The sequence below is a fragment of the Ruegeria sp. AM7 genome (assembly GCF_056535965.1).
Genome location: NZ_JBQFJE010000003.1, coordinates 2,566,099 through 2,587,590 on the forward strand (window position 1 = coordinate 2,566,099; position 21,492 = coordinate 2,587,590).

A 21,492-nucleotide genomic window follows, 5' to 3' on the forward strand; every position below is an offset into this window, starting at 1 on the left:
AGCTTCCTCCCTGAACTCTCATGACCTTAGCCAAGCGCGATTTTGTCGCCCTGTCGCCCCTGACGCGGCGGCACTAGCCGTTGCGCTGCGCCCGCAGCTTGGCGAAATAGTCCAGCCGCTTCTTCAACTCGCGCTCGAACCCCCGCTCAACCGGTTGGTACAGGTCCGGGCGGTCCATTCCGTCCGGGAAGTAGTTCTGCCCCGAAAACCCATCCTCGGCGTCGTGGTCATAGGCATAGCCCGCACCATAGCCCTGTTCTTTCATCAACGAAGTCGGCGCGTTCAGGATATGTTTGGGTGGAGGCTCACTCCCCGATTTTCGCGCCAGTTCGCGAGCAGCCTTGTAGCCCGCATAGGCCCCGTTCGATTTGGGTGCCAAGGCCAAATAGACCACCGCCTGCGCCAGCGCCAATTCGCCTTCGGGACTGCCAATCCGTTCATAGACTTCCCACGCATGAAGCGCCAAAGCCTGTGCCTGCGGATCGGCCAGGCTGATATCCTCGACCGCCATGATGGTCAGGCGCCGCGCGATATAGCGAGGGTCTTCGCCCCCTTCCAGCATTCGGGCAAACCAATACAGCGCCGCATCCGGGTCTGAGCCACGCACCGATTTGTGCAGGGCCGAGATCAGGTTGTAGTGCTCGTCCCCCGACTTGTCGTATTTCGTCGCGCGCCGCATCAGGCGGGTTGCCAGCACCTCACGATCCAGCGGAGCATCGACTTTCCACGCCGCAATCTGTTCGATCAGGTTCAACAACGCCCGCCCGTCGCCATCAGCCATCTCGTGCAACGCCTCACGTGCAGGGCCGGTCAAAGGTAGCGCCTTGCCCAGCTCTTTTTCAGCGCGCTGCGTCAGACGTTCCAGGTCGGCCAAATCAAGGCGTTCCAGCACCAACACTTGCGCGCGGCTCAACACAGCGGCGTTCAACTCGAACGAGGGGTTCTCGGTTGTCGCCCCCACCAGCAGGATCGTACCGTCCTCCATATGAGGCAGGAAGCCATCCTGCTGGGCCTTGTTGAAACGATGAATCTCATCCACGAACAGCAGCGTACCCTGCCCGTTCTGATGGCGGATTTTCGCGGCCTCGAACACCTTTCGCAGATCGGGAACGCCGGTAAAAATCGCACTGATCTGAACGAAATGCAGATCGGTTTCCTGCGCCAAAAGCCGCGCGATGGTGGTCTTGCCCACGCCCGGCGGCCCCCAGAACACCAGACTGGACAAGCTGCCCGAGGCCAGCATCACCCCCAAAGGCGCATCAGGGCCCAACACCTGTTCCTGCCCAATCACCTCGGCCAGTGTCTGCGGGCGCAGCCGGTCAGCCAAAGGGCGATGCGCAGTTGGCGCAGGTCGGTCGGCCCCGGTGTCGAACAGATCGCTCATAGCCGGAACCGCAGGGACACCGAGCGCCCACCACGCAGCAATTCAAACTGAACCCGGCGGCCGGGATCGGTTAGCGCGCGTGTGACATCGTCGGGATGGTCAATCGCATCGCCGTTGATGCTGTGAAGAACATCCCCCACGCGCAGCCCCGAGCGCCCCCCATACCGTCCGGCATCCAACACAACCACTCCGGTTTCCGTCAGCCGCAGGCCCATCTTGGAAATCACCGCCGGGTTGATGCGTGAAACCACAAGCCCCGGCATCACCGTCCGGTCATCCAAAGTGGTTTCGTCCGCCGGCGGCATATCAGGCGCCGGGATCAGGGCAACCTCGACCTCATCCTGCGCCTCACCGCGCAACAGGGTCAAAACCGAGGTGCCGCCAACGCCGGCCACAGCCATGCGGAACTTCATCTCGGCAGGGGAATTGACCTCATCCCCGTCCACATGCGTCACCACGTCGCCTACACGCAACCCGCCCTCAGCCAAGGGGCTGAGCGGGTGAAGGTTGGAAATCACCACGCCCAGTGGGATCGCCATACCCAGAGATTCCGCGATATCTGCGCTCATGTGTTGACCCGAGATCCCAGCCCAAGGGCTGACGAACTGGTCATTACCTGCCTGCGCCTGCCGCAGGAATTCAGCCACCAGATTGGCCGGGATCGCAAAGCCGATGCCATTTGACCCGCCCGAACGCGTCAGGATCGAGGTATTGATCCCGATCAGATCGCCATTCACATCAATCAGCGCCCCACCTGAATTGCCCGGATTGATCGCCGCATCGGTCTGAATGAAATAGCCCCGCGCATTGCCGGTGGCCGTGCCCGTCCGCGCCAGACCCGAGATGATGCCCGAAGACACCGTCTGCCCCACGCCAAACGGGTTGCCGATGGCGAGCGCAAGCTCGCCCACCTCAACCTGATCGGAGTCGCGCAGCGACAGGTAGGGCAGCCGCTCGGCGTCCTCCAACCGCAAAATGGCGATGTCGCTTTCCTTGTCACCCAGCACCACCTGCGCCGAAAACTCTCGCCGATCGGTGGTGACAACCCGGATTTCCGTCGCCGTGCCGACCACGTGGTAATTTGACACCACATAGCCATCATCAGACAGGATCACCCCCGACCCCAGCGAGTTCTGTACCCGTTGTCGTGGCTCGTTGAACCCGCCGCCAAAAAAATCCTGAAAGAACGGGTCCGAGAAAAACGGGTTCGCCCGCCCCTGCCGCACGATCTTGGCATAGATATTGACCACCGCAGGCGCCGCCTCTTTGACTACCGGCGCAAAGCCCAAGCTGATTTCGGCCTGCGATTGCGGCACTTTGGTTTCAGCATGGGCGGGGGTTTGCAACAGGGCAAAAGGCAGACAAAGCAAAAGCGCGCGGAGCATGTGACCCTCATGGATGTTTACGGATTGATATGTCCGCAACACCGACCGTTTGCAAGATCGCTATGAGTTTGCAGACCGACCATAACCGGGACGCCCGGTGCCGCTTTGGGCCACGTCGAAGTTCCATACGATTGCCATATTGGTGATCACAGCCCCAAGGAAGGAATACAGCAGTTGCGACGGGCTAAGCACAAAGGCCGAGGCCAAAAATACCATCACATCGACCGAAAGTTGGAACCACCCAGCCTTCAGGCCGGTCTTATGTTCCAGAATAATCCCCAAAATAGTCATCCCGCCCGCCGAGGCATTGTGGCGGAAAATAGCAATCAATCCCATGCCGCTACACGCACCCCCAAGAACAGCGGCGATCAACGGGTCAAGCCGTTCGAAGATGACTATCTTTCCCAACAGTTGTGAAAGCGTCGAAATCCCGATCACCACGACAATCGTCCGAATAGCAAAAACTGGGCCGCGTTTTACCCAAGCCAGTATCAGAAACGGGATACCGATTAAGAAGAACAAAGGGCCAAATCCAATCGGCAAAACATAAGAAAGCAAAAGCGCAAGACCCGCAGTTTGCCCTGTCACCAAACCAGCCGCTTTAAGAAAAACGACGCTAAGGCTTGTCATGACGATACCAAAGGCAAGGCCCTGAACATCAAATACGGACATGCGAACGGACACGAAAAGCTCCGGTTTTAGCGCAGGAAGCAAACCTGCTAGGTTTATCGCGCAATAAAAAGAAAAACCCCCGCGTCTGGGACGCAGGGGCCAAAGTCAGAAAGCGAAGCTTTCTTATTCTTCGTCTGCGGCCTCTTCGGCGGCAACGCGAGCCTTGTCGGCTGCGCCTTTGGCGTCGACGTCGCGATCCACGAATTCGATGATCGCCATCGGAGCCATGTCACCATAACGGAAACCGGCTTTCAGGATGCGGACATAACCGCCCGGACGCTCGGCGTAGCGGGGGCCCAGAACTTCGAACAGCTTGGCGACGTCTTTGTCTTCTTTCAGCTGAGCTGCGGCCTGACGACGGGCGTGCAGGTCGCCGCGCTTGCCCAGAGTGACCAGCTTTTCGATGATCGGGCGCAGTTCTTTTGCCTTGGGCAGAGTTGTTTTGATTTGCTCATGCTCGATGAGCGAGCCAGCCATGTTTGCAAACAGAGCCTTGCGGTGCTCATGAGTACGGTTCAGGCGGCGGTAACCACGTGCGTGACGCATTGTTCAATTCCTATCTTGCGTTTTTGCTTTGTCTGGCCGGCGATGCGTGTCACCGGCTCTCCTTGGGGCATCATCGCCCATACAGTCCCCGGCAGCCCGGGCATTGGGGAAGACGCGCTTAGAACGCGTCTTCGAATTTTTTCGCCAGATCTTCGATGTTGTCGGGCGGCCAGTCCTCGACATCCATGCCGAGGTGCAGACCCATGCCGGACAGCACTTCTTTGATCTCGTTCAGCGATTTGCGGCCGAAATTCGGGGTGCGCAGCATCTCGGCTTCGGTCTTCTGGATCAGATCGCCGATGTAAACGATGTTGTCGTTCTTCAGGCAGTTTGCCGAACGGACCGACAGTTCCAGCTCGTCCACTTTCTTCAGCAGCAGCGGGTTGAACTCCAGACCATCGTCCTCGTCCTGGCGGCCAGCCGATTCCGGCTCGTCAAAGTTGACGAAGATCGACAGCTGATCCTGCAGGATACGAGCCGCATAGGCCAGCGCGTCCTCGGGTGTGATCGAACCGTCGGTTTCGATCTTCAGGGTCAGCTTGTCATAGTCCAGAACCTGACCTTCACGGGTCGGTTGAACGTCATAGGCTACCTTTTTGACCGGTGAATAGATCGCGTCGATCGGGATCAGGCCGATGGGTGCATCTTCGGGCTTATTCTTCTCAGCCGAGACGTAACCCTTACCGGTGTTCACGGTCAGTTCCATGAACAGGTCGGCGCCATCATCCAGGTGGCAGATGACGTGGTCGCGGTTCAGAACCTCGATACCGGCGCTTTCACTGATGTCACCTGCGGTGACAACGGCGGGGCCTTTGGCATTGATCGACAGGCGCTTGGGGCCTTCGACTTCCATGCGCAGCGACACGCCTTTAAGGTTCAGGATGATGTCGGTGACGTCTTCGCGGACACCTGCGACCGACGAAAACTCATGCAGAACGTTGTCGATCTGGACGCTGGTGATGGCCGCACCTTGCAGCGAGCTCATCAGAACGCGGCGCAGTGCGTTACCCAGAGTCAAACCAAAGCCACGCTCCAGCGGCTCAGCAACCAGCGTTGCCTGACGCGCAGGATCGTTTCCCGGCTTGGCATCCAGCTGGGTTGGCTTGATCAATTCTGCCCAATTCTTGTGGATCATGTAATCCCTCCATTCCTGTCCGCGCCCCATGACCAACAAGGTGCAGACGCCCGAGGTTCAAAATGACGTGCTGGGGCCGTGCAAAAACACAGCCCCAGCTCAATTCAAAATCGCTTAGACGCGGCGACGTTTCGGCGGGCGGCAGCCATTGTGAGCAATCGGCGTCACGTCGCGGATCGACGTAATGTTGAAGCCCACAGCAGCCAGCGCGCGCAGAGCCGATTCACGACCCGAACCGGGGCCCTGAACTTCGACTTCCAGCGTCTTGACGCCATGTTCCTGCGCCTTTTTGCCTGCATCTTCTGCAGCCATCTGAGCGGCGTAGGGTGTCGATTTCCGCGACCCTTTGAAGCCCATGGTACCGGCAGACGACCATGCAATGGCGTTGCCCTGTACGTCCGAGATCAGGATCTTGGTGTTGTTGAAGGTCGAGTTCACATGGGCAACGCCCGATGCGATGTTCTTACGCTCTTTGCGCTTAACGCGAGTCTTATCACGTGCCATCAGTCAGACCCTCCCTTATTTCTTCTTACCAGCAATGGCCTTTGCGGGGCCTTTGCGGGTACGAGCGTTGGTGTGGGTACGCTGACCGCGAACCGGCAGGTTGCGGCGGTGACGCAGACCGCGATAGCAGCCCAGGTCCATCAGGCGTTTGACGTTCATCTGAACTTCGCGGCGCAGGTCGCCTTCGACGGTGAAGTTTTCGTCGATGTACTCGCGAATTTTCAGAACTTCGGCGTCGGACAGTTCGTTGACGCGACGGGTCGCTTCAATGCCCACGGCTTCGCAGATCGCTTTGGCCGAGGTGTTGCCGATTCCGGTGATATATGTGAGGGCGATTGGTACCCGCTTTGCAGTCGGGATGTTTACGCCGGCAATACGTGCCACGTGTCACTTTCCTTTTCGTTGCGGTTCCGTAACTCCAGAACCTTTTTTCACAACGCTTTACCGTGGCAGTGTCGCCAGAGGGTTCAGCATTATTCGAGGTGGTCGGGGCGGTTGGGACGAATCCCGCACGCGGTCTTGATTCCCCTTGGGGATGGGGGTCGATATGGGCTTTTGGCGATGCCGTCAAGCCCATATTCAAATGCGGGTCAGGTCAGGCGTCCAATGCGGCTGCAATCGCGCCCTGAACCTCGTCAATCTCGCCCAGACCATCGACCCAGGACAGGTTGCCCTTGGCGTGGTAATAGCCGATCAGCATCGAGGTTTTCTTGTAATACTCCATCAGACGGGTCTTGAGGCTTTCCTCATTGTCGTCCGCACGGCGCTTGAAGTCACCTTCCTTGCCGCAGTTCGAGCATTTGCCGTCCGCCGGGATCGGTTTGGTGATGTCGTTATAGACTTCACCGCAACCGCCGCAGGTTGACCGAGCCGTGATACGCGCGACCAGAGCGTCGTCGTTCACTTCCATCGCGATGACCGCGTCCAAGGTCTCGCCGGTGCTGTCCAGAAGCTCACCCAGCGCATCGGCTTGGGCCAGAGTGCGTGGGAAACCGTCAAAGATGAACCCGCCTTCAGCGCCTTGTTCCAACTTTTCGCGGATCAGGCCGATCACGATCTCATCGGTCACAAGCTGGCCCTTAGCCATCACCTCGGCCACGCGGTTGCCCATTTCGGTGCCGCTGTCCTTGGCCTCGCGCAGCATGTCGCCAGTGCTCAACTGGACCATGCCGCGGGTTTCAACCAGGTGACGCGCTTGCGTTCCTTTACCTGCCCCCGGGGGGCCGAGAAGAATGATGTTCATCGACGAGCGGGTCCCTTCCTGCCACGTTTCTTGCCTTTGCCGCGCAGTTGGGACTTTTCGATCAGCCCTTCGTATTGGTGCGCTAGCAGGTGGCTCTGGACCTGTTGGATCGTGTCCATGGTCACAGAGACGATAATCAGAACCGAGGTGCCGCCGAAATAGAACGGGATGGCAAACTGGCCCCGAAGAATTTCAGGCAACAGACAGACCGCCGCCAGATAGGCCGAACCCAGAACCAGCACGCGGTTGACCACGTATTCTAGATACTCGGCGGTTTTCTTGCCCGGACGGATACCCGGCACAAAACCGTTCTGCTTTTTCAGGTTATCCGCCACATCGTCCGGTTTGAACGACACGTTGAACGTGTAGAAATAGGCAAAGAACACGATCATCGAGGCGAAGAACAGCAGATACAGCGGCTGGCCGGGGCCAAAGTTGGCCAGCAGCCACGACATCACCGGCCCGTTGGTTGCGCCCGACGAGAAGGTCGAGATCGTCACCGGCAGCAGCAGCAGCGAGCTTGCAAAGATCGCCGGGATCACGCCCGCAGGGTTCACTTTGACCGGCAGGTGGCTGGAGCCGCCCTCATAGATCTTCATACCGGCCTGACGGCGCGGGTACTGGATATGGATTTTGCGCAAAGCGCGTTCCATGAAGACCACAAAGGTAATCACGGCAATCACCATCACGATCACACCGATGATCACAGCAGGGCTGATCGCGCCCGAGCGGCCCGAAGCAAAGAACTGTGCCAGAGCAGCCGGAACTTCGGCGATGATGCCCACGAAAATGATCAGAGAGATACCGTTGCCGATGCCGCGTGCGGTGATCTGCTCACCCAGCCACATCAGGAACATTGTACCACCAACCAGCGTGATCATGGTCGACAGGCGGAAGAACAGGCCCGGATCGGTCGCCAGATCGCCCGATTCAAGCGACACTGCCAGACCATAAGCCTGAACGGTGGCCAACGCCACGGTGCCGAAACGGGTATATTGGTTGATTTTCTTGCGGCCCTGCTCGCCCTCTTTCTTGAGCTGTTCGAGAGCGGGAACCATAGATGTCAGCAGCTGCACGATGATCGAAGCTGAAATGTAGGGCATGATGCCAAGGGCAAAAATCCCCATCCGCCCCAGCGCCCCGCCAGTAAACATCGAAACCATACCGCCGATGCCCTGCCCCGCTTGCTCCATGAACTCGCGCAGTGCTTGGCCGTCGATGCCCGGAACCGGAATGAAGGTGCCCAGACGGTAGACGATCAGCAATGCAAGCGTGAACAGGATGCGGTTGCGCAGATCGGTGGCTTTCCCAAGGGCAGACCAGCTTGTGTTGGCTGCCATTTGTTCTGCTGCTGATACCATAAATCGGTCTCTCTTATGAAAACACCGCCCGGAACCGTTTTCCGGCTCGGGCGGCGTCTTGGAAAACTCTGAGGTCTATGTAAGCGGGTCTTTGCCCGCTCACAAGCGCTTACTCTGCCGCAGCGGCTTTTGTGACCGTCAGTGAGCCGCCCGCTTTTTCGACTGCCGCAACGGCAGATTTCGAAGCACCGGTTACTTCCAGGTTCACTTTGGCGCTGATTTCGCCTTTGGCCAGTACGCGGATGCCGTCCAGCTTGCGACGAACCAGACCGGATGCGACCAACGCATCCTCGGTGATCGCAGCCGATGCGTCCAGCTTGCCGGCGTCAACGAATTTCTGGATCAGGCCCAGGTTGATAACGGCGAATTCCTTACGGTTCGGCTTGTTGAAGCCACGCTTGGGCAGACGCTGATACAAAGGCATTTGGCCGCCTTCGTAGCCGTTGATGGCCACACCCGAGCGGGATTTCTGGCCTTTGATACCACGGCCACCCATTTTACCTTTGCCGGAACCCGGACCACGGCCAACGCGGGTCCGTTTCGGTGCGGCGCCGGGATTGTCGCGCAATTCATTCAGTTTCATTTCGCTTCTCCTTAGCCGGATGTGACCCCCGAAGCGTGATGGGCCAAACGCGGCGTTTCTTGGTTTTGATTCTCATGGCCACAAGGCCACCGCAGCCCGATACAGCGTTGCGCCGATCTATGCAAGTTTGTTGTCAGGTTAACCCGTATTTCACGTGTCTAAAATGGGCGCTGCCGCCGGGTCGATGCCGTGTTTTTCAACCAACTGGCCAACTAAACTGTTCGGATCAGGCACTCCTCCGAAACGGTTACGCAAAATCGACCTCATCCGCCTGCCGTAAAAATGGATCGAAACCGTATCGTCCTTGAGATAGGGCGACAGATCAACACCTGGTCGGGCAAGAGCCCGCCTCCGGGTAAAATTGACCGGGTAAAAAACATGCTCTGGCAGTGCGTAACGGATTTCTCCAGAGGTGTGCAGCGCCCATAAAACAGCACCCGGCCCCCAAGCGCCCCAATATTCCTCGGGTACATTTATTGGAGAGCCACTGTCCAGTGCGGCCTGCAACGTTTGTCTGTGTCGTTTTGGTAACCAGGGCGGGATGAGAAAAGGATCCTGCGTGAATTCGTTCAGCAACGCCAGCGCCTCGCTGTCTGGCGGCAATTTGAGGACGCCAATTCCCATCGTTCCTTCAAGATACGCGTAGTAATGCCCGGTCTCTGTTTCGAAGGGTTTGATGCAATACGCATCCGTGTCAGCCCAAATCAGGTCAGGTTCCTGCGCCAGCATTCTGTAGCGAAATTTGTCAGCATGAGGTGCAGGACTGCCGGTTCGAGCGTGGGTAACGAATTCGCGATCGTGCAGAACTTCACGCGCATCACGTTGCTCGACCCCGTCAGGGATATTTGAAACTGTCCCGTAGGTGTAAAGACGGACGGGTTGCCCAACATCCAAGAAAGACTTGATGCAGAGCTGCTCTAGGTAGCTTAGCGGGCCATCGACCCACAGCATGCCAATCTGGAATTCCGTCACCCTGTACAGCCCTTCATTCGTCCCTAATTCGCAACGTGTTTGGCGGATCATTGCGCGGGCTGCAACGCACGAAGTCCGAATTCAACGCCATCGTGTCAAACTGATCACCCAAACGCAAAGAGGCGCCTACCGGCGCCTCCTGATCAAAGCCTTCGCGCTTTCGCGTTTTGGTTAGGAACAATACGCGTGTTCGCGTGCGATATCCTTGATGTCACAACGACGCACACCGATGTCGTTCAATTCACGGTCGCTCAGACCCTGAAGCTCGGTATAGGTGCGGTTGTACTCGGCGCGCAGGGCATATGCCTCTTTGACGCGGGCGACGAGTGTTGCGATGCGGGCGCTAAGGCCAAAGCCTTCGCGGGTAAAGGTTGCTGTGTTAGCCATCGTTCGATTCCTTTCTGAGCCCAAGGCGAATTCCTCGGGATACTGTTTGCGTTCCTGTTTGGGACAGCGCTCAGATAAGGAGAGTGGATATCGCTAACAACGGATGTTTCGGTCTATCCGTTATGCGTTGGCGGAATGGCCGTGCAGCTTTTTTCCAAATTCTCCGTGAATAGCCGGTCCCGCGTATGACAATCCTGTCTTGCAATAAATTTAGTTCCATGGAGCATCTAAGGTACCCAAAGTCTGATTTTCGCCAACACTCCGGCGTGGTCAGAACCGAATAAAGGCCGTATTTCCTGAGACCCACCTCCCGGTGCCAAAACAAAATCAAGCGGCAGCGGTATCTGTCCAAGTTGAAAAGTGGGTCGAATTGGCCCAGTAAGCCGTGTGTTCGTTAGCGATGCTATCCGTCCAACACGTCCAGACCATGGCATGGAGTTGAAATCACCAGCAATGACGAGAGCGCCATCGAGCTCGGCCAGAACTCTTTCGGCATCTGCTTCGTTATTGAGGCTGTCATGGGGCCAGGGCCAAGGGATATGAACAGACACTAACCAAACCTTTGAATTCTCAATTACAACTGGCACGGCTGCAATAGCACGCGAGTTCGAGCAAATAGGCTCGCCTTGGATCGGATGACGTGACACCAAAGCGATCCCGCTCCAACTCGAAAACCTGCAGAGGTGTTGATACGGGTAACTTTTTTCCAGCAGCCTTAGAACTTCTATATTTCTATCAGAAACCTCCTGCAGCATTACAGCGTCCGCACCCGTTGCTTCGATATCGTCCACCAAAGCCGGAATTTCGGTATTAGCGAACCACAGATTCTTCGCGTAAACCTTTAGGTCGTCGCCCGGCTGTTGAGGTAAAAGAAGCCTTACCGTCGTAAAGAACGCTGCGGCTACAACACACGCGAAGGCCATCTTAAGCCAAAATGGCCTTGCAGCGAACATACCGGCAACACAGCAAAGGCCGAAAATCGGCCGTCCTATCGAAATTGTGTCGGGAACTCTGTGAAGCTGGCCAAAAAACCCGAATAGCACGAGAGTGCCAGCCACACAGCTCAATCCAATCAATACACTGCGCATCACTTTGATACTTATCTCCAAATGCCTATCTTTCAGGCACTCACAATAGTTGCATCAACGACAACTAAAGGTCGGAAGTATCAGAGATTTTCAGGTTTTTTGGTGCAGAGGGTCCGGGTGTAAAGCAAACAATCATTAAATAAAGAAAACGCCCCCGACACTGTCGAGGGCGTTTCAAGAAGTTTTGAAAGAGTCGCGCTTAGCCGCGCTCTTCGATGATCTCAACCAGATGCGGGATCTTGTTGACCATGCCGCGCACCGAAGGAGTGTCCTCCAGCTCACGGGTTTTGTGCATCTTGTTCAGGCCCAGACCGATCAGGGTTGCGCGCTGTTCGGCGGGGCGGCGGATCGGGGAACCGATCTGCTTGACGACGATGGTTTTTGCCATGGTTCGCTCTCCTTACGCTTCGGCTTCGGCCGGTGCTTCGTCCCGCTTGGGCAGGATGTCAGCAACTTTTTTGCCACGACGTGCGGCAACCGAACGCGGGCTCTGCTCTTTCTGCAGGCCGTTGATGGTGGCGCGGATCATGTTGTACGGGTTCTGCGAGCCCAGCGACTTGGACACAACGTCCTTCACGCCCAGCATTTCGAACACGGCACGCATCGGACCACCGGCGATGATACCGGTACCTTCAGGTGCGGTGCGCATAACCACTTTACCAGCGCCATGACGGCCCTCGATGTCGTGGTGCAGGGTCCGACCTTCGCGCAGTTGCACGCGGATCATCTGACGCTTGGCTTGCTCAGTCGCCTTGCGGATGGCCTCAGGTACTTCTTTCGCTTTACCCTTGCCAAAGCCCACGCGGCCTTTCTGATCGCCGACAACCACCAGAGCGGCGAAGCCAAAGCGCTTACCACCTTTTACGGTTTTCGACACGCGGTTGATTGCGACCAGACGATCTGCAAATTCCGGTGCTTCTTCACGGTCGCGGCCACGGCCCCGACGGTTTTCACGTTCTGCCATTTGGCATCCCTTTTCTCATGTGGCGCATACGGCGCCGTTTTCTTCAATCCAAGTGAGCCCCGACTAACGTCAGGGCCCCCGGATCATCGGGGCAGCCGTCAAGCTGCCCTCGTTCTTTTGTCGCGCATCATAATCCGAAAACCGGTTCCCACTTTTCGGGATGCGCTTGGTCTTAGATCTTCAGACCACCTTCACGCGCGGCGTCGGCAACTGCCTTCACCTTGCCGTGGAACAGGAAGCCACCACGATCGAAATAGGCCTCTTCGACGCCTGCCTTCTTGGCACGCTCGGCGATGGCCGCGCCCACTTTGGTGGCCGCTTCGACGTTGTTCTTGCCAACAACACCCAGATCTTTTTCCAGGGTCGAGGCTGCGGCCAGGGTCACGCCACGAACGTCGTCGATCAGCTGAACGCTGATGTTCTTGTTCGAACGGTGAACCGACAGGCGTACGCGGCCCGCGTTGACTTTGCGAAGTTTGTTCCGAACGCGCAGGCGGCGCTTCAGAAACAGGGTTCTTTTGCTGTTTGCCATTGTCTGCGTCCTTACTTCTTCTTGCCTTCCTTGCGGAAGATGAACTCGCCCTTATAGCGGATGCCCTTGCCTTTGTACGGCTCGGGACGGCGCCATTCGCGGATTTTGGCCGCGACTTCGCCCACCTGCTGCTGGTCGATACCTTCCACAACGATCTCGGTCTGCTTCGGCGCGGTGATGGTGACACCTTCCGGAGCAGTGAAATCAACATCGTGGCTGTAGCCCAGGTTCAGCTTCAGGGTGTTGCCCTGCATCTGAGCCCGGTAACCAACACCCTGGATCTCCAGCTCTTTTTTGAAGCCTTCGGTCACACCGGTTACCAGATTGGCAACCATGGTGCGGCTCATGCCCCACTGCTGGCGGGCACGCTTGGACATGCCACGGGGGTCGATCTTGACCACGTTGTCTTCAACCGACAGCGTAACGTCGTCGGTGGCGGTGAAGCTGCGGGTGCCTTTCGGACCTTTGACTTCGATGGTCTGACCCGACACAGAGGCGGTTACGCCGCTGGGCAGCTCGACCGGTTTTTTACCAATACGAGACATTGCAGACCTCCTTAGAAGACGGTGCAGAGCACTTCGCCGCCAACATTGTTGGAGCGTGCGTTCTGGTCCGACATCACACCTTTCGGAGTGCTGACAATCGACACGCCCAGACCCTGACGGACCTGCGGGATGTCATTGACGCCCATGTAGACGCGACGACCGGGCTTTGAGACCCGCTTCAGTTCGCGAATGACAGGGGTGCCTTCGTAGTATTTCAGGCTGATTTCGATGGCCGGATGACCGTTTTCACCGGTCGTCTTTTCATAGCCACGGATATAACCTTCGTCCGCCAGCACGTCCAGAACCCAACCGCGCAGCTTGGAAGCCGGGGTGGAAACGGTGGACTTGCCGCGCATTTGCGCGTTGCGGATACGGGTGAGCATATCGCCGATAGGATCATTCATATCTATGTCTCCCTTACCAGCTCGATTTCACCATGCCGGGGATCTGACCAGCAGAACCCAGCTCGCGCAGCGCGATACGGCTGACCTTCAGCTTACGGTAGTAAGCGTGGGGACGACCGGTCAGCTGACAACGGTTGTGCAGACGGGTAGCCGAGCTGTTGCGCGGCAGTTTCGCCAGTTTCAGACGCGCTTTGAAACGCTCTTCCATCGGGCGGCTCTCGTCATTCGCGATTTCTTTCAGCTCGGCACGCTTTGCGGCATATTTGGCCACCAGGCGTTCACGCTTCTTTTCGCGTTCGATCATTGCTTTTTTAGCCATGTCTCAATCCTCGCGGCGCTTAAGCGTTGAAGGGCATGTTGAAAGCTTTCAACAGGCTCTTTGCTTCAGCGTCGGTTTTCGCTGTGGTGGCAATTACGATATCCAGGCCCCAGACCTCGTCGACCTTGTCGAAGTCGATTTCCGGGAACACGATGTGCTCTTTCATGCCCATGGCAAAGTTGCCCTGACCATCGAAAGACGGCTTAACACCGCGGAAGTCACGAACGCGCGGCAGCGCGATGGTGATCAGGCGATCCAGGAATTCGTACATCCGGTCACCGCGCAGGGTCACTTTCGCGCCCAGCGGCATGTCTTCACGGACGCGGAAACCCGCGATCGACTTCTTCGCCTTGGTTGCAACGGCCTTTTGACCAGCAATCGCAGTCAGATCTTCGACAGCAGCTTTCGCTTTCTTCGAGTCTTTGACCGCCTCAGCACCACAACCGATGTTCAGAACGATTTTCTCCAGCTTGGGCAGCTGCATGTCGTTCTTGTAGCCGAACTCTTCTTTCAGAGCGGCACGGATGGTTTCGGCGTACTGAGCTTTCAGACGCGGGGTGTAGTTTGCGGAATCAAGCATCGATCACGTCCCCTGTGGTCTTGGCGAAGCGGACCTTCTTGTCACCTTCCATGCGGAAGCCAACGCGGGTTGCTTTACCGTTCTTGTCCAGCAGCGCCAGGTTCGACAGCTCGATCGGGTTTGCCTGAGGCAGACGACCACCTTGAGAAGTTTGCGACTGACGGGTGTGACGGATGGCAATGTTGATGCCTTCGACAACAGCTTTACCGGCTTTGGGGTCAACCGAGGAAATGGTTCCCTCTTTGCCCTTGTCCTTGCCGGCGAGCACGACGACCTTGTCGCCTTTGCGGAGTTTAGCAGCCATGATTACAGCACCTCCGGAGCCAGCGAGATGATTTTCATGAAGTTCTTGCCGCGCAGTTCGCGAACAACGGGGCCAAAGATACGGGTACCGACTGGCTCGTTGTTGTTGTTCAGGATGACGGCGGCGTTACGATCGAAACGGATCGCGGTGCCGTCTTCGCGACGGACTTCTTTGGCGGTGCGTACGACGACGGCCTTGCGGACGTCACCTTTCTTTACGCGGCCGCGCGGGATGGCTTCCTTCACCGAGACGACAATGATGTCGCCAACGGAGGCGTATTTACGCTTGGAACCACCCAGGACCTTGATGCACTGAACTCGGCGTGCGCCGGAGTTGTCAGCGACATCCAGATTGGTCTGCATCTGGATCATGTGGTTTCTCCCGACCTGTGGGGGCTGGTCTGATTAGATCCCCCAGGGTTTCGACAAATGGGAAAATCCCGGAGGCTTACGCTTCCAGAACTTCCCAACGTTTCGTCTTCGATTTCGGCGCGCATTCGATGATGCGAACTGTGTCGCCGACCTTGAAGGCGTTCTTCTCATCGTGAGCCCGGTATTTCTTGGACTTACGGATGGTTTTCTTCAGAACCGGATGCGTAAAGCGGCGCTCGACGGATACGGTTACGGTCTGTTCGTTGGCGTCGCTGGTTACGGTGCCGGACAGGATACGCTTGGGCATCTGATTACTCCTCGGATGCCGCAGCAGCGGCCTTTTCGTTCAGAATGGTTTTGACGCGGGCAGCATTGCGGCGGGCCGCTTTGATGCCGGCTGTGTTTTCCAGCTGACCGGTGGCCTGTTGAAAGCGCAGGTTAAAGCTTTCTTTCTTCAGGTTGGCCAGTTCCTCGCGGAGCTGGTCCGGGGTCTTGTCACGCAGTTCTTGGGCGTTCATCGCCTTTTTCCTTTGCTCAAAACACCAGAAGGCCCCCTGATAGGGTCACCTTGGACCTGGTGGATGAATGATAGACATGCGAATCGCCCGACAACGCCGGGAGATCGCAGGATGCCGCCGTATAAGGGTTTGGGGGATAGGTGGCAAGAGGAAGTTTGAGCTATCGACAGTTGTCAGACTTCGGCGAGTCCTTAACCCAACTAACACGTTCGGGCTACCCGAATACCGGCGAACACGACACCGGTATTTCCCCGTTTCTAAGAAAACAACAGAGCAAATTAGAAGAAGTCTAAAATTCTGCCCCGCAGCCAATTTAGAATTGATCTAAGTCAAAGTGTCTGACTCAAAGTAAACTAAATAGTTCAGCAGGGAGATTACAGTTATTGGAGCTAACAATGAAACTGAAATCCGGCCTCACTCATGCAGCAATGATCGCGGTCCTGGCTACAGGTGCTCAGGCGAATGACTTGCGCAACGAAGCGCTTGATATTTTCGAACCCCTGCCTTCGACCGTACCTGCAGTGAATGATAACCCGATCACTGTTGAAAAGATCGAGTTGGGCAAAGCCTTGTTCTTCGATCCGCGCATGTCCGCATCGGGTGTGATCTCATGCAACTCATGCCACAATCTGGCGACTGGCGGGGACGACAACCTTGAAACCTCGATCGGGCACGGCTGGCAACGTGGCCCGCGCAACTCCCCCACGGCCCTGAACTCGGTTTTCAACGAAGCGCAGTTCTGGGATGGGCGCGCCGAAGACTTGGCGGCACAGGCGAAAGGCCCGGTTCAGGCCGGTGTCGAAATGGCCAACACACCGGATAATCTGGTGCAAACGCTAAATTCGATGCCGCAATATGTGGAGTGGTTCTCTGAATCCTTCGAAGGTGAAGAAGACCCGGTAAGCTTTGACAATTTTGCCAAGGCCATCGAAGCATTCGAAGCCACCCTTATCACCCCTGCCCCTTTCGACGCCTGGTTGAACGGTGACGACAACGCCATGACCGAAGAGCAGCTGGCCGGTCTGTCCCAATTCATGGACATGGGCTGCGCCGCCTGTCACTCGGGCGTCAATGTCGGCGGCAGCGGGTACTACCCCTTCGGTCTGATCGAAAAACCCGGCGCGGATGTTCTGCCCGTCGGCGATAAAGGCCGCTTTGCCGTGACCGAGACTGTGGACGACGAATATGTGTTCCGCGCAGCACCTTTGCGGAACGTCGCATTGACTGCGCCCTATTTCCACTCGGGCAAAGTATGGGACCTGAAAGTCGCGGTTCAGATCATGGCCGAGTCGCAACTGGGTGAGGAACTGGGCGACAACGAAGCCAACCAGATCGTTGCCTTTCTGGAAAGCCTGACCGGCACTTTGCCTGAAGTAACTTATCCGGTGCTGCCGGCCGAGACGGCGACGACCCCGCGCCCTTCGGGCGAGATCATCGCCGAATAAACACCAAAGGCAGGCCTAACGGCCTGCCTTTTAACCTTAAAGACCAGACGACCCCTGAGCATGCCACCTTGGAGATAGCGGATGCATGATAACATCAAGAGATCGCAGTATGCTGCCGCGCAATGCATTAGCGGATGGCTTGCAAGGGAAAGCTCAATCTCCCACTCACCCTGTCTGTCGCGACGGCGATATGCATGGCCTTTTCACCCGATAGTGATAAGAAAATCCCCAATGGCAGGTGCTATGTCTAAAATACATCTTTTCAGTCTGGCAATTTTGACGATACCATCTTGAGGCGACAACACTTTAAGTTGCACAAACTTTCAAAACAGCATTCAGCGTCGCATCCATTTGTGACCACATAGAACTAACAATATTTGAGTTCAGCCAAAGACCGCCAACCATACAGGAGGTTTGCAATGAGAGTTCTTTTAGTCGACGACGATATGGACATCTTGAGGGTGCTTTCGCTTGGGCTGGCCTCGAAGGGAGGTTTCACTATAGAGACAGCATCGTCCGCGATTCAGGGCTTGGAAAAAATCGCTCACGCAGACCGTCCGTTTGATTTGTTCCTTCTGGACATTCAAATGCCCAAAATGACCGGGGTCGAGCTATGCCGCCGGATTCGTTCTTTGCCTGGCTATCGCTATGCGCCGATCATTATGGTCACTGCGATGTCGGACAAGAAACATGTGGACGATGCCTTTGCCGCAGGGGCAACAGACTATGTAAACAAGCCGGTGGACTTCGATGACCTGCAACTACGCATCAAGCACGCATTGCAGTCATCGGCGCGTGTTGAACGACTTGACACGACTTCGCAAAGCATGACCAAAGCCGTTGCTCTCAGCGACGCAATAACAATCGACGATGTAGATGGGGTTCTAAAAGTACATTCTTTTGAAAACTACCTGACGCATCTTGGCAGGCTGAAGTTCCGGGCGACCAAGCTGCAAATCCTGACAGTTACAAATATTGCGTCCATCTACGAAAGATGCACATCACAGGAATTTATTGACGAAGTGACCGACATCGCTGAGTGCATCTCAGACGCACTTTGCGATCATGCGCCGATGATCACCTATTTCGGACGTGGAATTTTTGGCATCGCCACTCATGGTCATTACGTTGATTCCATCGTCAACGTTTCAGATAATATCCGCCGCCAGATTTTAGAGACCGGATTGGTGTTTCGGGACGGCAGCCCCGTGCACGTTGAGTTTGACGTCATCGGAATTGGCCGCAAAACCTTTTTGTCACCCCATACCCAAGTCGCCTTCGTCGACCGTATGATCGGAGAACTGAAAACAGCCGCCCAATCAGACGAGCCCCTGTTTCAATAAGCGCGGGATGTCACGCTTTCGACGTTATTCCCACTTGTAGTTGAAGCTGACGCTGATGCGTTCTTCCTCGGCCATGTTCATCGGCACCTCATGGCGCAGCCAGCTTTCCCAAAGCAGCACGTCCCCGACTTGCGGCTTCATATAGATGAACGGCTGCAAATCACGCCGCCCGCCTTTGACCCGCGTTGGCGCGGCCATCATCCGGCCTGAGCGGGGGTCTTCCAGTTTCAGTGCGCTCGCGCCTTCGGGCATAGCCACATAGGTCGTGCCCGAGATCACGCTGTGCGGGTGCAAGTGGCTGGAGTGCATTCCGCCCTCGGGCAGGATGTTGATCCACAGGTCTTCCAGCTTCAACGCGCCCTCGCCCAGATCGAACTCCAGATCTTTGGCGAAGGCCGCAACATGTTGATCCAGCGACTTGACCAGATCGGCAAAAATCGGGAACCGCCACGGCAAATCGGTCAGCGAAGCATAGCTGGTATAGCCGGGATAGCCGTTCTCTTCACACCAGTCCTGCCCGGCCTCATCATCCTCGGCGATGACAAGGCAAGAGCTTTCCAATTCTTCCGCGTCGATCTTAGGATCGAACTCGGACAAGGACGCGCGGTAGAGACGGGTTACGAAGAGTGATTCAATCTGTGCCATGGGCCGGGCATACCCCAGTGGTTTCGGCAAGGCCAGTCGATTAGCTTTTGACGGGCCCTTTGCCACAGCGTGGGATCGGGCGACCGCCATCGGCATAGGCAAGACACAGAACGATCTCATCCGGTTTAGGTGCGTCCGGGATGTTCAACGTCATCGTGTCGAAATGGTCGAACGACCAAGGGTTGTCCTTGTGCCCCAGCGGCAGATCAATCGCGCAACCCGGCGCGCCCAGCTTGGCGTTCGAAGGGATCACGGCGTCTCCTCCGCCAGCTGCCGCGCGCATGGGCGCGCCAAGCTTGGGATGGATCACCGCCCCGCCCTGTTCAAGATCGCCGTTTATGCCGATGATCGCTGCCTTGCCGTAGGATACAGGCGCACCGTCCAGTTGAGATATCGCTTCGGATGCGAGGTCCGGGCCAAGAAGCGCACCAATCTCAAACAACTCTGAAAGATCATCCGCCTGACAGCTGGCCAGAGGGTTCGTGAACACCGCCAGCGCAGCAACTCGGCTGATCGGATCGCAGGGCTGGCCCAACTGATCGGTGGTTATGATTTCCTTGACGAACATTTTTTTGCGCAACTGAACCATAGGGCCCTCCCATTTCTATCGGGCAGCCTAGGGGCGCAGTGAGAAGAGGTCGACGGTTTTTGCGGCCCTTAATTTCACAAGCGCAACAGAAAACCCCCGCCGGTTTCCCGACGGGGGTCAATCTTATCACGAACAGGGCCTAAGCCCCGGATCGCTTACCAGTCTTCGCGAACCACGACGCGGGTCTTGATTGGCAGCTTCATCGCAGCCAGGCGCAGGGCCTCGCGGGCGATGTCGTCATTGACGCCGTCGATCTCGAACATCACGCGGCCAGGCTTGACTTTGCATGCCCAGCGATCGACCGAACCTTTACCTTTACCCATACGAACTTCGATCGGCTTGGCCGTGACCGGAGTGTCGGGGAAGATGCGGATCCAAACACGGCCCTGACGCTTCATGTGACGCGTCATGGCACGACGTGCAGCTTCGATCTGGCGTGCAGTTACACGCTCAGGCTCAAGAGCTTTCAGGCCGTAGGTGCCAAAGTTCAGATCAGAGCCGCCTTTGGCGAGACCCTTGATCCGGCCTTTGTGCATCTTGCGGAATTTAGTACGCTTTGGTTGAAGCATATCTTTCCCTCCTTAGCGACGACCGCCACCAGCACCACGAGGTGCAGGGCCGTCCTGGAGTTCCTGTGCTTTACGGTCACGTGCCTGCGGATCGTGTTCCATGATCTCACCTTTGAAGATCCAGACCTTGATCCCGATGATCCCGTAGGGGGTCATCGCTTCGGCATGTGCGTAATCGATGTCGGCACGCAGAGTGTGCAGAGGCACGCGGCCTTCGCGGTACCACTCGGTCCGTGCGATTTCGGCGCCGCCCAGACGACCAGCGACGTTCACCCGGATACCCAGGGCGCCCATGCGCATGGCGTTCTGAACCGAGCGCTTCATGGCGCGACGGAACGAAACACGACGTTCCAGCTGCTGAGCGATGGACTCGGCAACCAGCTGCGCGTCAAGCTCGGGCTTGCGCACTTCGACGATGTTCAGGTGCAGTTCGCTGTCTGTCATCAGGGCGATCTTCTTGCGCAGAACTTCAATGTCCGCGCCTTTCTTGCCGATGATGACACCCGGACGTGCTGTGTGGATCGTAACGCGGCACTTTTTGTGCGGACGTTCGATGATCACACGGGCGATACCGGCCTGCTTGCACTCTTTGTTGATGAACTCACGGATCTTGAGGTCTTCCAGCAGAAGATCACCGTAGTCCTTGGTGTCGGCGTACCAGCGGCTGTCCCAGGTGCGGTTGACCTGCAGGCGCATGCCGATCGGATTTACTTTATGACCCATTAGGCTTGCTCCTCAACTTGACGCACCTTGATGGTGATCTCCGAGAACGGCTTCATGATCTTGCCGAAACGGCCACGTGCACGCGGGCGACCGCGCTTCATGACCAGGTTCTTGCCAACCCATGCTTCGGCGACGATCAGCTCGTCAACGTCCAGGTTATGGTTGTTTTCGGCATTCGCGATTGCGGACTGCAGGCACTTCTTGACGTCCTGCGCGACACGCTTGTTGCTGAAAGTCAGGTCGGTCAGAGCCTTCTCAACTTTCTTGCCGCGGATCATTTGCGCAACCAGGTTCAGTTTCTGCGGGCTGGTGCGAAGCATGCGCGTTTTCGCCATTGCTTCGTTTTCAGCCACGCGGCGGGGGTTCTTTTCCTTGCCCATG

General features: G+C 56.9%; 31 protein-coding genes. 2 read left to right on the forward strand and 29 right to left on the reverse strand.

The genetic code is table 11. The features are described 5' to 3' along the window. Positions 1 to 73: 73 nt before the first annotated feature. From ACR3EG_RS16770 to rpmC, 24 genes are all read right to left on the reverse strand, one after another. Positions 74 to 1,384 (reverse strand): replication-associated recombination protein A, encoded by a 1,311-nt coding sequence (locus ACR3EG_RS16770; RefSeq protein WP_480497471.1) that lies wholly within the window; start codon positions 1,382 to 1,384, stop codon positions 74 to 76. Then, on the reverse strand, positions 1,381 to 2,769 hold the full coding sequence (locus ACR3EG_RS16775; RefSeq protein WP_480497473.1) for a trypsin-like peptidase domain-containing protein: 1,389 nt from the start codon (positions 2,767 to 2,769) through the stop codon (positions 1,381 to 1,383). The genes ACR3EG_RS16770 and ACR3EG_RS16775 overlap by 4 nt, the downstream gene beginning before the upstream one ends. Positions 2,770 to 2,829: 60 nt before the next feature. Beyond that, a complete protein-coding gene (locus ACR3EG_RS16780; protein ID WP_170755582.1) occupies positions 2,830 to 3,441 on the reverse strand; it encodes a YitT family protein in 612 nt (203 codons plus the stop codon). A gap of 123 nt (positions 3,442 to 3,564) precedes the next feature. Continuing rightward, positions 3,565 to 3,987 (reverse strand): 50S ribosomal protein L17, encoded by a 423-nt coding sequence (rplQ, locus tag ACR3EG_RS16785; protein ID WP_170356670.1) that lies wholly within the window; start codon positions 3,985 to 3,987, stop codon positions 3,565 to 3,567. 118 nt (positions 3,988 to 4,105) lie between these two features. Then, entirely contained in the window at positions 4,106 to 5,122 is a 1,017-nt protein-coding gene (locus ACR3EG_RS16790) for a DNA-directed RNA polymerase subunit alpha (RefSeq protein WP_480497475.1), read from the reverse strand. A 114-nt stretch (positions 5,123 to 5,236) separates the two neighbouring features. Beyond that, on the reverse strand, positions 5,237 to 5,626 hold the full coding sequence (gene rpsK / locus ACR3EG_RS16795) for a 30S ribosomal protein S11 (RefSeq protein ID WP_093965380.1): 390 nt from the start codon (positions 5,624 to 5,626) through the stop codon (positions 5,237 to 5,239). A 15-nt stretch (positions 5,627 to 5,641) separates the two neighbouring features. Next, positions 5,642 to 6,010: a 30S ribosomal protein S13 gene (gene rpsM / locus ACR3EG_RS16800; RefSeq protein ID WP_170332212.1), complete on the reverse strand. Its 369-nt coding sequence runs from the start codon at positions 6,008 to 6,010 to the stop codon at positions 5,642 to 5,644. A gap of 211 nt (positions 6,011 to 6,221) precedes the next feature. Continuing rightward, positions 6,222 to 6,869 (reverse strand): adenylate kinase, encoded by a 648-nt coding sequence (locus ACR3EG_RS16805; protein WP_170755581.1) that lies wholly within the window; start codon positions 6,867 to 6,869, stop codon positions 6,222 to 6,224. Further along, complete coding sequence (gene secY / locus ACR3EG_RS16810; RefSeq protein ID WP_170356673.1) at positions 6,866 to 8,230, reverse strand: preprotein translocase subunit SecY; 1,365 nt, start codon at positions 8,228 to 8,230, stop codon at positions 6,866 to 6,868. Before secY ends, ACR3EG_RS16805 begins: the two co-directional genes overlap by 4 nt. 109 nt (positions 8,231 to 8,339) lie before the next feature. Further along, a complete protein-coding gene (gene rplO / locus ACR3EG_RS16815; protein ID WP_170356674.1) occupies positions 8,340 to 8,813 on the reverse strand; it encodes a 50S ribosomal protein L15 in 474 nt (157 codons plus the stop codon). A 150-nt stretch (positions 8,814 to 8,963) separates the two neighbouring features. Further along, the gene (locus ACR3EG_RS16820) at positions 8,964 to 9,836 is read right to left on the reverse strand and encodes a hypothetical protein (protein WP_480497478.1); all 873 of its coding nucleotides are present in this window, start codon (positions 9,834 to 9,836) and stop codon (positions 8,964 to 8,966) included. A gap of 120 nt (positions 9,837 to 9,956) precedes the next feature. Further along, positions 9,957 to 10,172 (reverse strand): DUF1127 domain-containing protein, encoded by a 216-nt coding sequence (locus ACR3EG_RS16825; protein ID WP_209194636.1) that lies wholly within the window; start codon positions 10,170 to 10,172, stop codon positions 9,957 to 9,959. Positions 10,173 to 10,399: 227 nt separating this feature from the next. Further along, positions 10,400 to 11,260, reverse strand: coding sequence for an endonuclease/exonuclease/phosphatase family protein (locus ACR3EG_RS16830; RefSeq protein WP_480497480.1), 861 nt, complete (start codon positions 11,258 to 11,260; stop codon positions 10,400 to 10,402). 199 nt (positions 11,261 to 11,459) lie between these two features. Further along, positions 11,460 to 11,648, reverse strand: coding sequence for a 50S ribosomal protein L30 (gene rpmD, locus ACR3EG_RS16835; protein ID WP_008757946.1), 189 nt, complete (start codon positions 11,646 to 11,648; stop codon positions 11,460 to 11,462). Between the two features lie 12 nt (positions 11,649 to 11,660). Beyond that, positions 11,661 to 12,224 carry a 30S ribosomal protein S5 gene (rpsE, locus tag ACR3EG_RS16840; protein ID WP_170356677.1) on the reverse strand — a complete coding sequence of 188 codons (564 nt, stop codon included), beginning with the start codon at positions 12,222 to 12,224 and terminating at the stop codon, positions 11,661 to 11,663. A 172-nt stretch (positions 12,225 to 12,396) separates the two neighbouring features. Then, entirely contained in the window at positions 12,397 to 12,756 is a 360-nt protein-coding gene (gene rplR / locus ACR3EG_RS16845) for a 50S ribosomal protein L18 (protein ID WP_170356678.1), read from the reverse strand. Positions 12,757 to 12,767: 11 nt separating this feature from the next. Beyond that, a complete protein-coding gene (gene rplF, locus ACR3EG_RS16850) occupies positions 12,768 to 13,301 on the reverse strand; it encodes a 50S ribosomal protein L6 (protein WP_170373361.1) in 534 nt (177 codons plus the stop codon). Between the two features lie 11 nt (positions 13,302 to 13,312). Further along, entirely contained in the window at positions 13,313 to 13,705 is a 393-nt protein-coding gene (rpsH, locus tag ACR3EG_RS16855) for a 30S ribosomal protein S8 (protein ID WP_039523381.1), read from the reverse strand. Positions 13,706 to 13,718: 13 nt separating this feature from the next. After that, on the reverse strand, positions 13,719 to 14,024 hold the full coding sequence (rpsN, locus tag ACR3EG_RS16860; RefSeq protein ID WP_068340744.1) for a 30S ribosomal protein S14: 306 nt from the start codon (positions 14,022 to 14,024) through the stop codon (positions 13,719 to 13,721). A gap of 19 nt (positions 14,025 to 14,043) precedes the next feature. Next, positions 14,044 to 14,604 (reverse strand): 50S ribosomal protein L5, encoded by a 561-nt coding sequence (gene rplE / locus ACR3EG_RS16865; RefSeq protein WP_480497483.1) that lies wholly within the window; start codon positions 14,602 to 14,604, stop codon positions 14,044 to 14,046. Continuing rightward, on the reverse strand, positions 14,597 to 14,908 hold the full coding sequence (rplX, locus tag ACR3EG_RS16870; protein ID WP_068340764.1) for a 50S ribosomal protein L24: 312 nt from the start codon (positions 14,906 to 14,908) through the stop codon (positions 14,597 to 14,599). The genes rplE and rplX overlap by 8 nt, the downstream gene beginning before the upstream one ends. 2 nt (positions 14,909 to 14,910) lie before the next feature. Further along, positions 14,911 to 15,279, reverse strand: coding sequence for a 50S ribosomal protein L14 (gene rplN, locus ACR3EG_RS16875; protein WP_008757934.1), 369 nt, complete (start codon positions 15,277 to 15,279; stop codon positions 14,911 to 14,913). 76 nt (positions 15,280 to 15,355) lie between these two features. Further along, complete coding sequence (rpsQ, locus tag ACR3EG_RS16880; protein ID WP_008757253.1) at positions 15,356 to 15,586, reverse strand: 30S ribosomal protein S17; 231 nt, start codon at positions 15,584 to 15,586, stop codon at positions 15,356 to 15,358. Positions 15,587 to 15,590: 4 nt separating this feature from the next. Beyond that, positions 15,591 to 15,797 (reverse strand): 50S ribosomal protein L29, encoded by a 207-nt coding sequence (rpmC, locus tag ACR3EG_RS16885; protein WP_010437082.1) that lies wholly within the window; start codon positions 15,795 to 15,797, stop codon positions 15,591 to 15,593. A 395-nt stretch (positions 15,798 to 16,192) separates the two neighbouring features. On the opposite strand from rpmC, the gene ACR3EG_RS16890 reads away from it, so the two are divergent. Next, positions 16,193 to 17,242: a cytochrome-c peroxidase gene (locus ACR3EG_RS16890; RefSeq protein ID WP_480497485.1), complete on the forward strand. Its 1,050-nt coding sequence runs from the start codon at positions 16,193 to 16,195 to the stop codon at positions 17,240 to 17,242. Positions 17,243 to 17,661: 419 nt separating this feature from the next. Beyond that, positions 17,662 to 18,585 carry a response regulator gene (locus ACR3EG_RS16895; protein ID WP_480497487.1) on the forward strand — a complete coding sequence of 308 codons (924 nt, stop codon included), beginning with the start codon at positions 17,662 to 17,664 and terminating at the stop codon, positions 18,583 to 18,585. 24 nt (positions 18,586 to 18,609) lie between these two features. Here ACR3EG_RS16895 and ACR3EG_RS16900 read toward each other — a convergent pair whose 3' ends face one another. The 5 genes from ACR3EG_RS16900 to rplV form a co-directional block, all read right to left on the reverse strand. Further along, a complete protein-coding gene (locus ACR3EG_RS16900; RefSeq protein ID WP_480497488.1) occupies positions 18,610 to 19,230 on the reverse strand; it encodes a 2OG-Fe(II) oxygenase family protein in 621 nt (206 codons plus the stop codon). Between the two features lie 40 nt (positions 19,231 to 19,270). Further along, the gene (locus ACR3EG_RS16905; RefSeq protein WP_480947417.1) at positions 19,271 to 19,798 is read right to left on the reverse strand and encodes an amino acid synthesis family protein; all 528 of its coding nucleotides are present in this window, start codon (positions 19,796 to 19,798) and stop codon (positions 19,271 to 19,273) included. Between the two features lie 176 nt (positions 19,799 to 19,974). Continuing rightward, a complete protein-coding gene (gene rplP, locus ACR3EG_RS16910) occupies positions 19,975 to 20,388 on the reverse strand; it encodes a 50S ribosomal protein L16 (protein WP_058283513.1) in 414 nt (137 codons plus the stop codon). A gap of 12 nt (positions 20,389 to 20,400) precedes the next feature. Further along, the gene (gene rpsC, locus ACR3EG_RS16915; protein WP_170356687.1) at positions 20,401 to 21,111 is read right to left on the reverse strand and encodes a 30S ribosomal protein S3; all 711 of its coding nucleotides are present in this window, start codon (positions 21,109 to 21,111) and stop codon (positions 20,401 to 20,403) included. Then, complete coding sequence (gene rplV, locus ACR3EG_RS16920) at positions 21,111 to 21,491, reverse strand: 50S ribosomal protein L22 (RefSeq protein WP_039538267.1); 381 nt, start codon at positions 21,489 to 21,491, stop codon at positions 21,111 to 21,113. Before rplV ends, rpsC begins: the two co-directional genes overlap by 1 nt. Between the last annotated feature and the right edge of the window lies 1 nt (position 21,492).

Bases quoted from the DNA above. Each gene is read 5' to 3' on its own strand.
- rpmD (WP_008757946.1), bottom strand. From the start codon at position 11,648: ATGGCAAAAACCATCGTCGTCAAGCAGATCGGTTCCCCGATCCGCCGC.
- rplX (WP_068340764.1), bottom strand. From the start codon at position 14,908: ATGGCTGCTAAACTCCGCAAAGGCGACAAGGTCGTCGTGCTCGCCGGC.
- ACR3EG_RS16830 (WP_480497480.1), bottom strand. From the start codon at position 11,260: ATGCGCAGTGTATTGATTGGATTGAGCTGTGTGGCTGGCACTCTCGTG.
- ACR3EG_RS16905 (WP_480947417.1), bottom strand. From the start codon at position 19,798: ATGTTCGTCAAGGAAATCATAACCACCGATCAGTTGGGCCAGCCCTGC.
- rpsE (WP_170356677.1), bottom strand. From the start codon at position 12,224: ATGGCAGAACGTGAAAACCGTCGGGGCCGTGGCCGCGACCGTGAAGAA.
- ACR3EG_RS16805 (WP_170755581.1), bottom strand. From the start codon at position 6,869: ATGAACATCATTCTTCTCGGCCCCCCGGGGGCAGGTAAAGGAACGCAA.
- rpsN (WP_068340744.1), bottom strand. From the start codon at position 14,024: ATGGCTAAAAAAGCAATGATCGAACGCGAAAAGAAGCGTGAACGCCTG.
- ACR3EG_RS16790 (WP_480497475.1), bottom strand. From the start codon at position 5,122: ATGATCCACAAGAATTGGGCAGAATTGATCAAGCCAACCCAGCTGGAT.
- rplF (WP_170373361.1), bottom strand. From the start codon at position 13,301: ATGTCTCGTATTGGTAAAAAACCGGTCGAGCTGCCCAGCGGCGTAACC.
- rplQ (WP_170356670.1), bottom strand. From the start codon at position 3,987: ATGCGTCACGCACGTGGTTACCGCCGCCTGAACCGTACTCATGAGCAC.
- rplE (WP_480497483.1), bottom strand. From the start codon at position 14,604: ATGCTTGATTCCGCAAACTACACCCCGCGTCTGAAAGCTCAGTACGCC.
- rpsK (WP_093965380.1), bottom strand. From the start codon at position 5,626: ATGGCACGTGATAAGACTCGCGTTAAGCGCAAAGAGCGTAAGAACATC.
- ACR3EG_RS16890 (WP_480497485.1), top strand. From the start codon at position 16,193: ATGAAACTGAAATCCGGCCTCACTCATGCAGCAATGATCGCGGTCCTG.
- ACR3EG_RS16770 (WP_480497471.1), bottom strand. From the start codon at position 1,384: ATGAGCGATCTGTTCGACACCGGGGCCGACCGACCTGCGCCAACTGCG.
- rplO (WP_170356674.1), bottom strand. From the start codon at position 8,813: ATGAAACTGAATGAATTGCGCGACAATCCCGGCGCCGCACCGAAACGG.
- ACR3EG_RS16780 (WP_170755582.1), bottom strand. From the start codon at position 3,441: ATGTCCGTATTTGATGTTCAGGGCCTTGCCTTTGGTATCGTCATGACA.
- rpmC (WP_010437082.1), bottom strand. From the start codon at position 15,797: ATGAACGCCCAAGAACTGCGTGACAAGACCCCGGACCAGCTCCGCGAG.
- rplR (WP_170356678.1), bottom strand. From the start codon at position 12,756: ATGGCAAACAGCAAAAGAACCCTGTTTCTGAAGCGCCGCCTGCGCGTT.
- ACR3EG_RS16895 (WP_480497487.1), top strand. From the start codon at position 17,662: ATGAGAGTTCTTTTAGTCGACGACGATATGGACATCTTGAGGGTGCTT.
- secY (WP_170356673.1), bottom strand. From the start codon at position 8,230: ATGGTATCAGCAGCAGAACAAATGGCAGCCAACACAAGCTGGTCTGCC.
- rpsH (WP_039523381.1), bottom strand. From the start codon at position 13,705: ATGAATGATCCTATCGGCGATATGCTCACCCGTATCCGCAACGCGCAA.
- rplP (WP_058283513.1), bottom strand. From the start codon at position 20,388: ATGCTTCAACCAAAGCGTACTAAATTCCGCAAGATGCACAAAGGCCGG.
- ACR3EG_RS16820 (WP_480497478.1), bottom strand. From the start codon at position 9,836: ATGATCCGCCAAACACGTTGCGAATTAGGGACGAATGAAGGGCTGTAC.
- rpsQ (WP_008757253.1), bottom strand. From the start codon at position 15,586: ATGCCCAAGCGTATCCTGTCCGGCACCGTAACCAGCGACGCCAACGAA.
- ACR3EG_RS16900 (WP_480497488.1), bottom strand. From the start codon at position 19,230: ATGGCACAGATTGAATCACTCTTCGTAACCCGTCTCTACCGCGCGTCC.
- rpsC (WP_170356687.1), bottom strand. From the start codon at position 21,111: ATGGGTCATAAAGTAAATCCGATCGGCATGCGCCTGCAGGTCAACCGC.
- rplV (WP_039538267.1), bottom strand. From the start codon at position 21,491: ATGGGCAAGGAAAAGAACCCCCGCCGCGTGGCTGAAAACGAAGCAATG.
- ACR3EG_RS16775 (WP_480497473.1), bottom strand. From the start codon at position 2,769: ATGCTCCGCGCGCTTTTGCTTTGTCTGCCTTTTGCCCTGTTGCAAACC.
- ACR3EG_RS16825 (WP_209194636.1), bottom strand. From the start codon at position 10,172: ATGGCTAACACAGCAACCTTTACCCGCGAAGGCTTTGGCCTTAGCGCC.
- rplN (WP_008757934.1), bottom strand. From the start codon at position 15,279: ATGATCCAGATGCAGACCAATCTGGATGTCGCTGACAACTCCGGCGCA.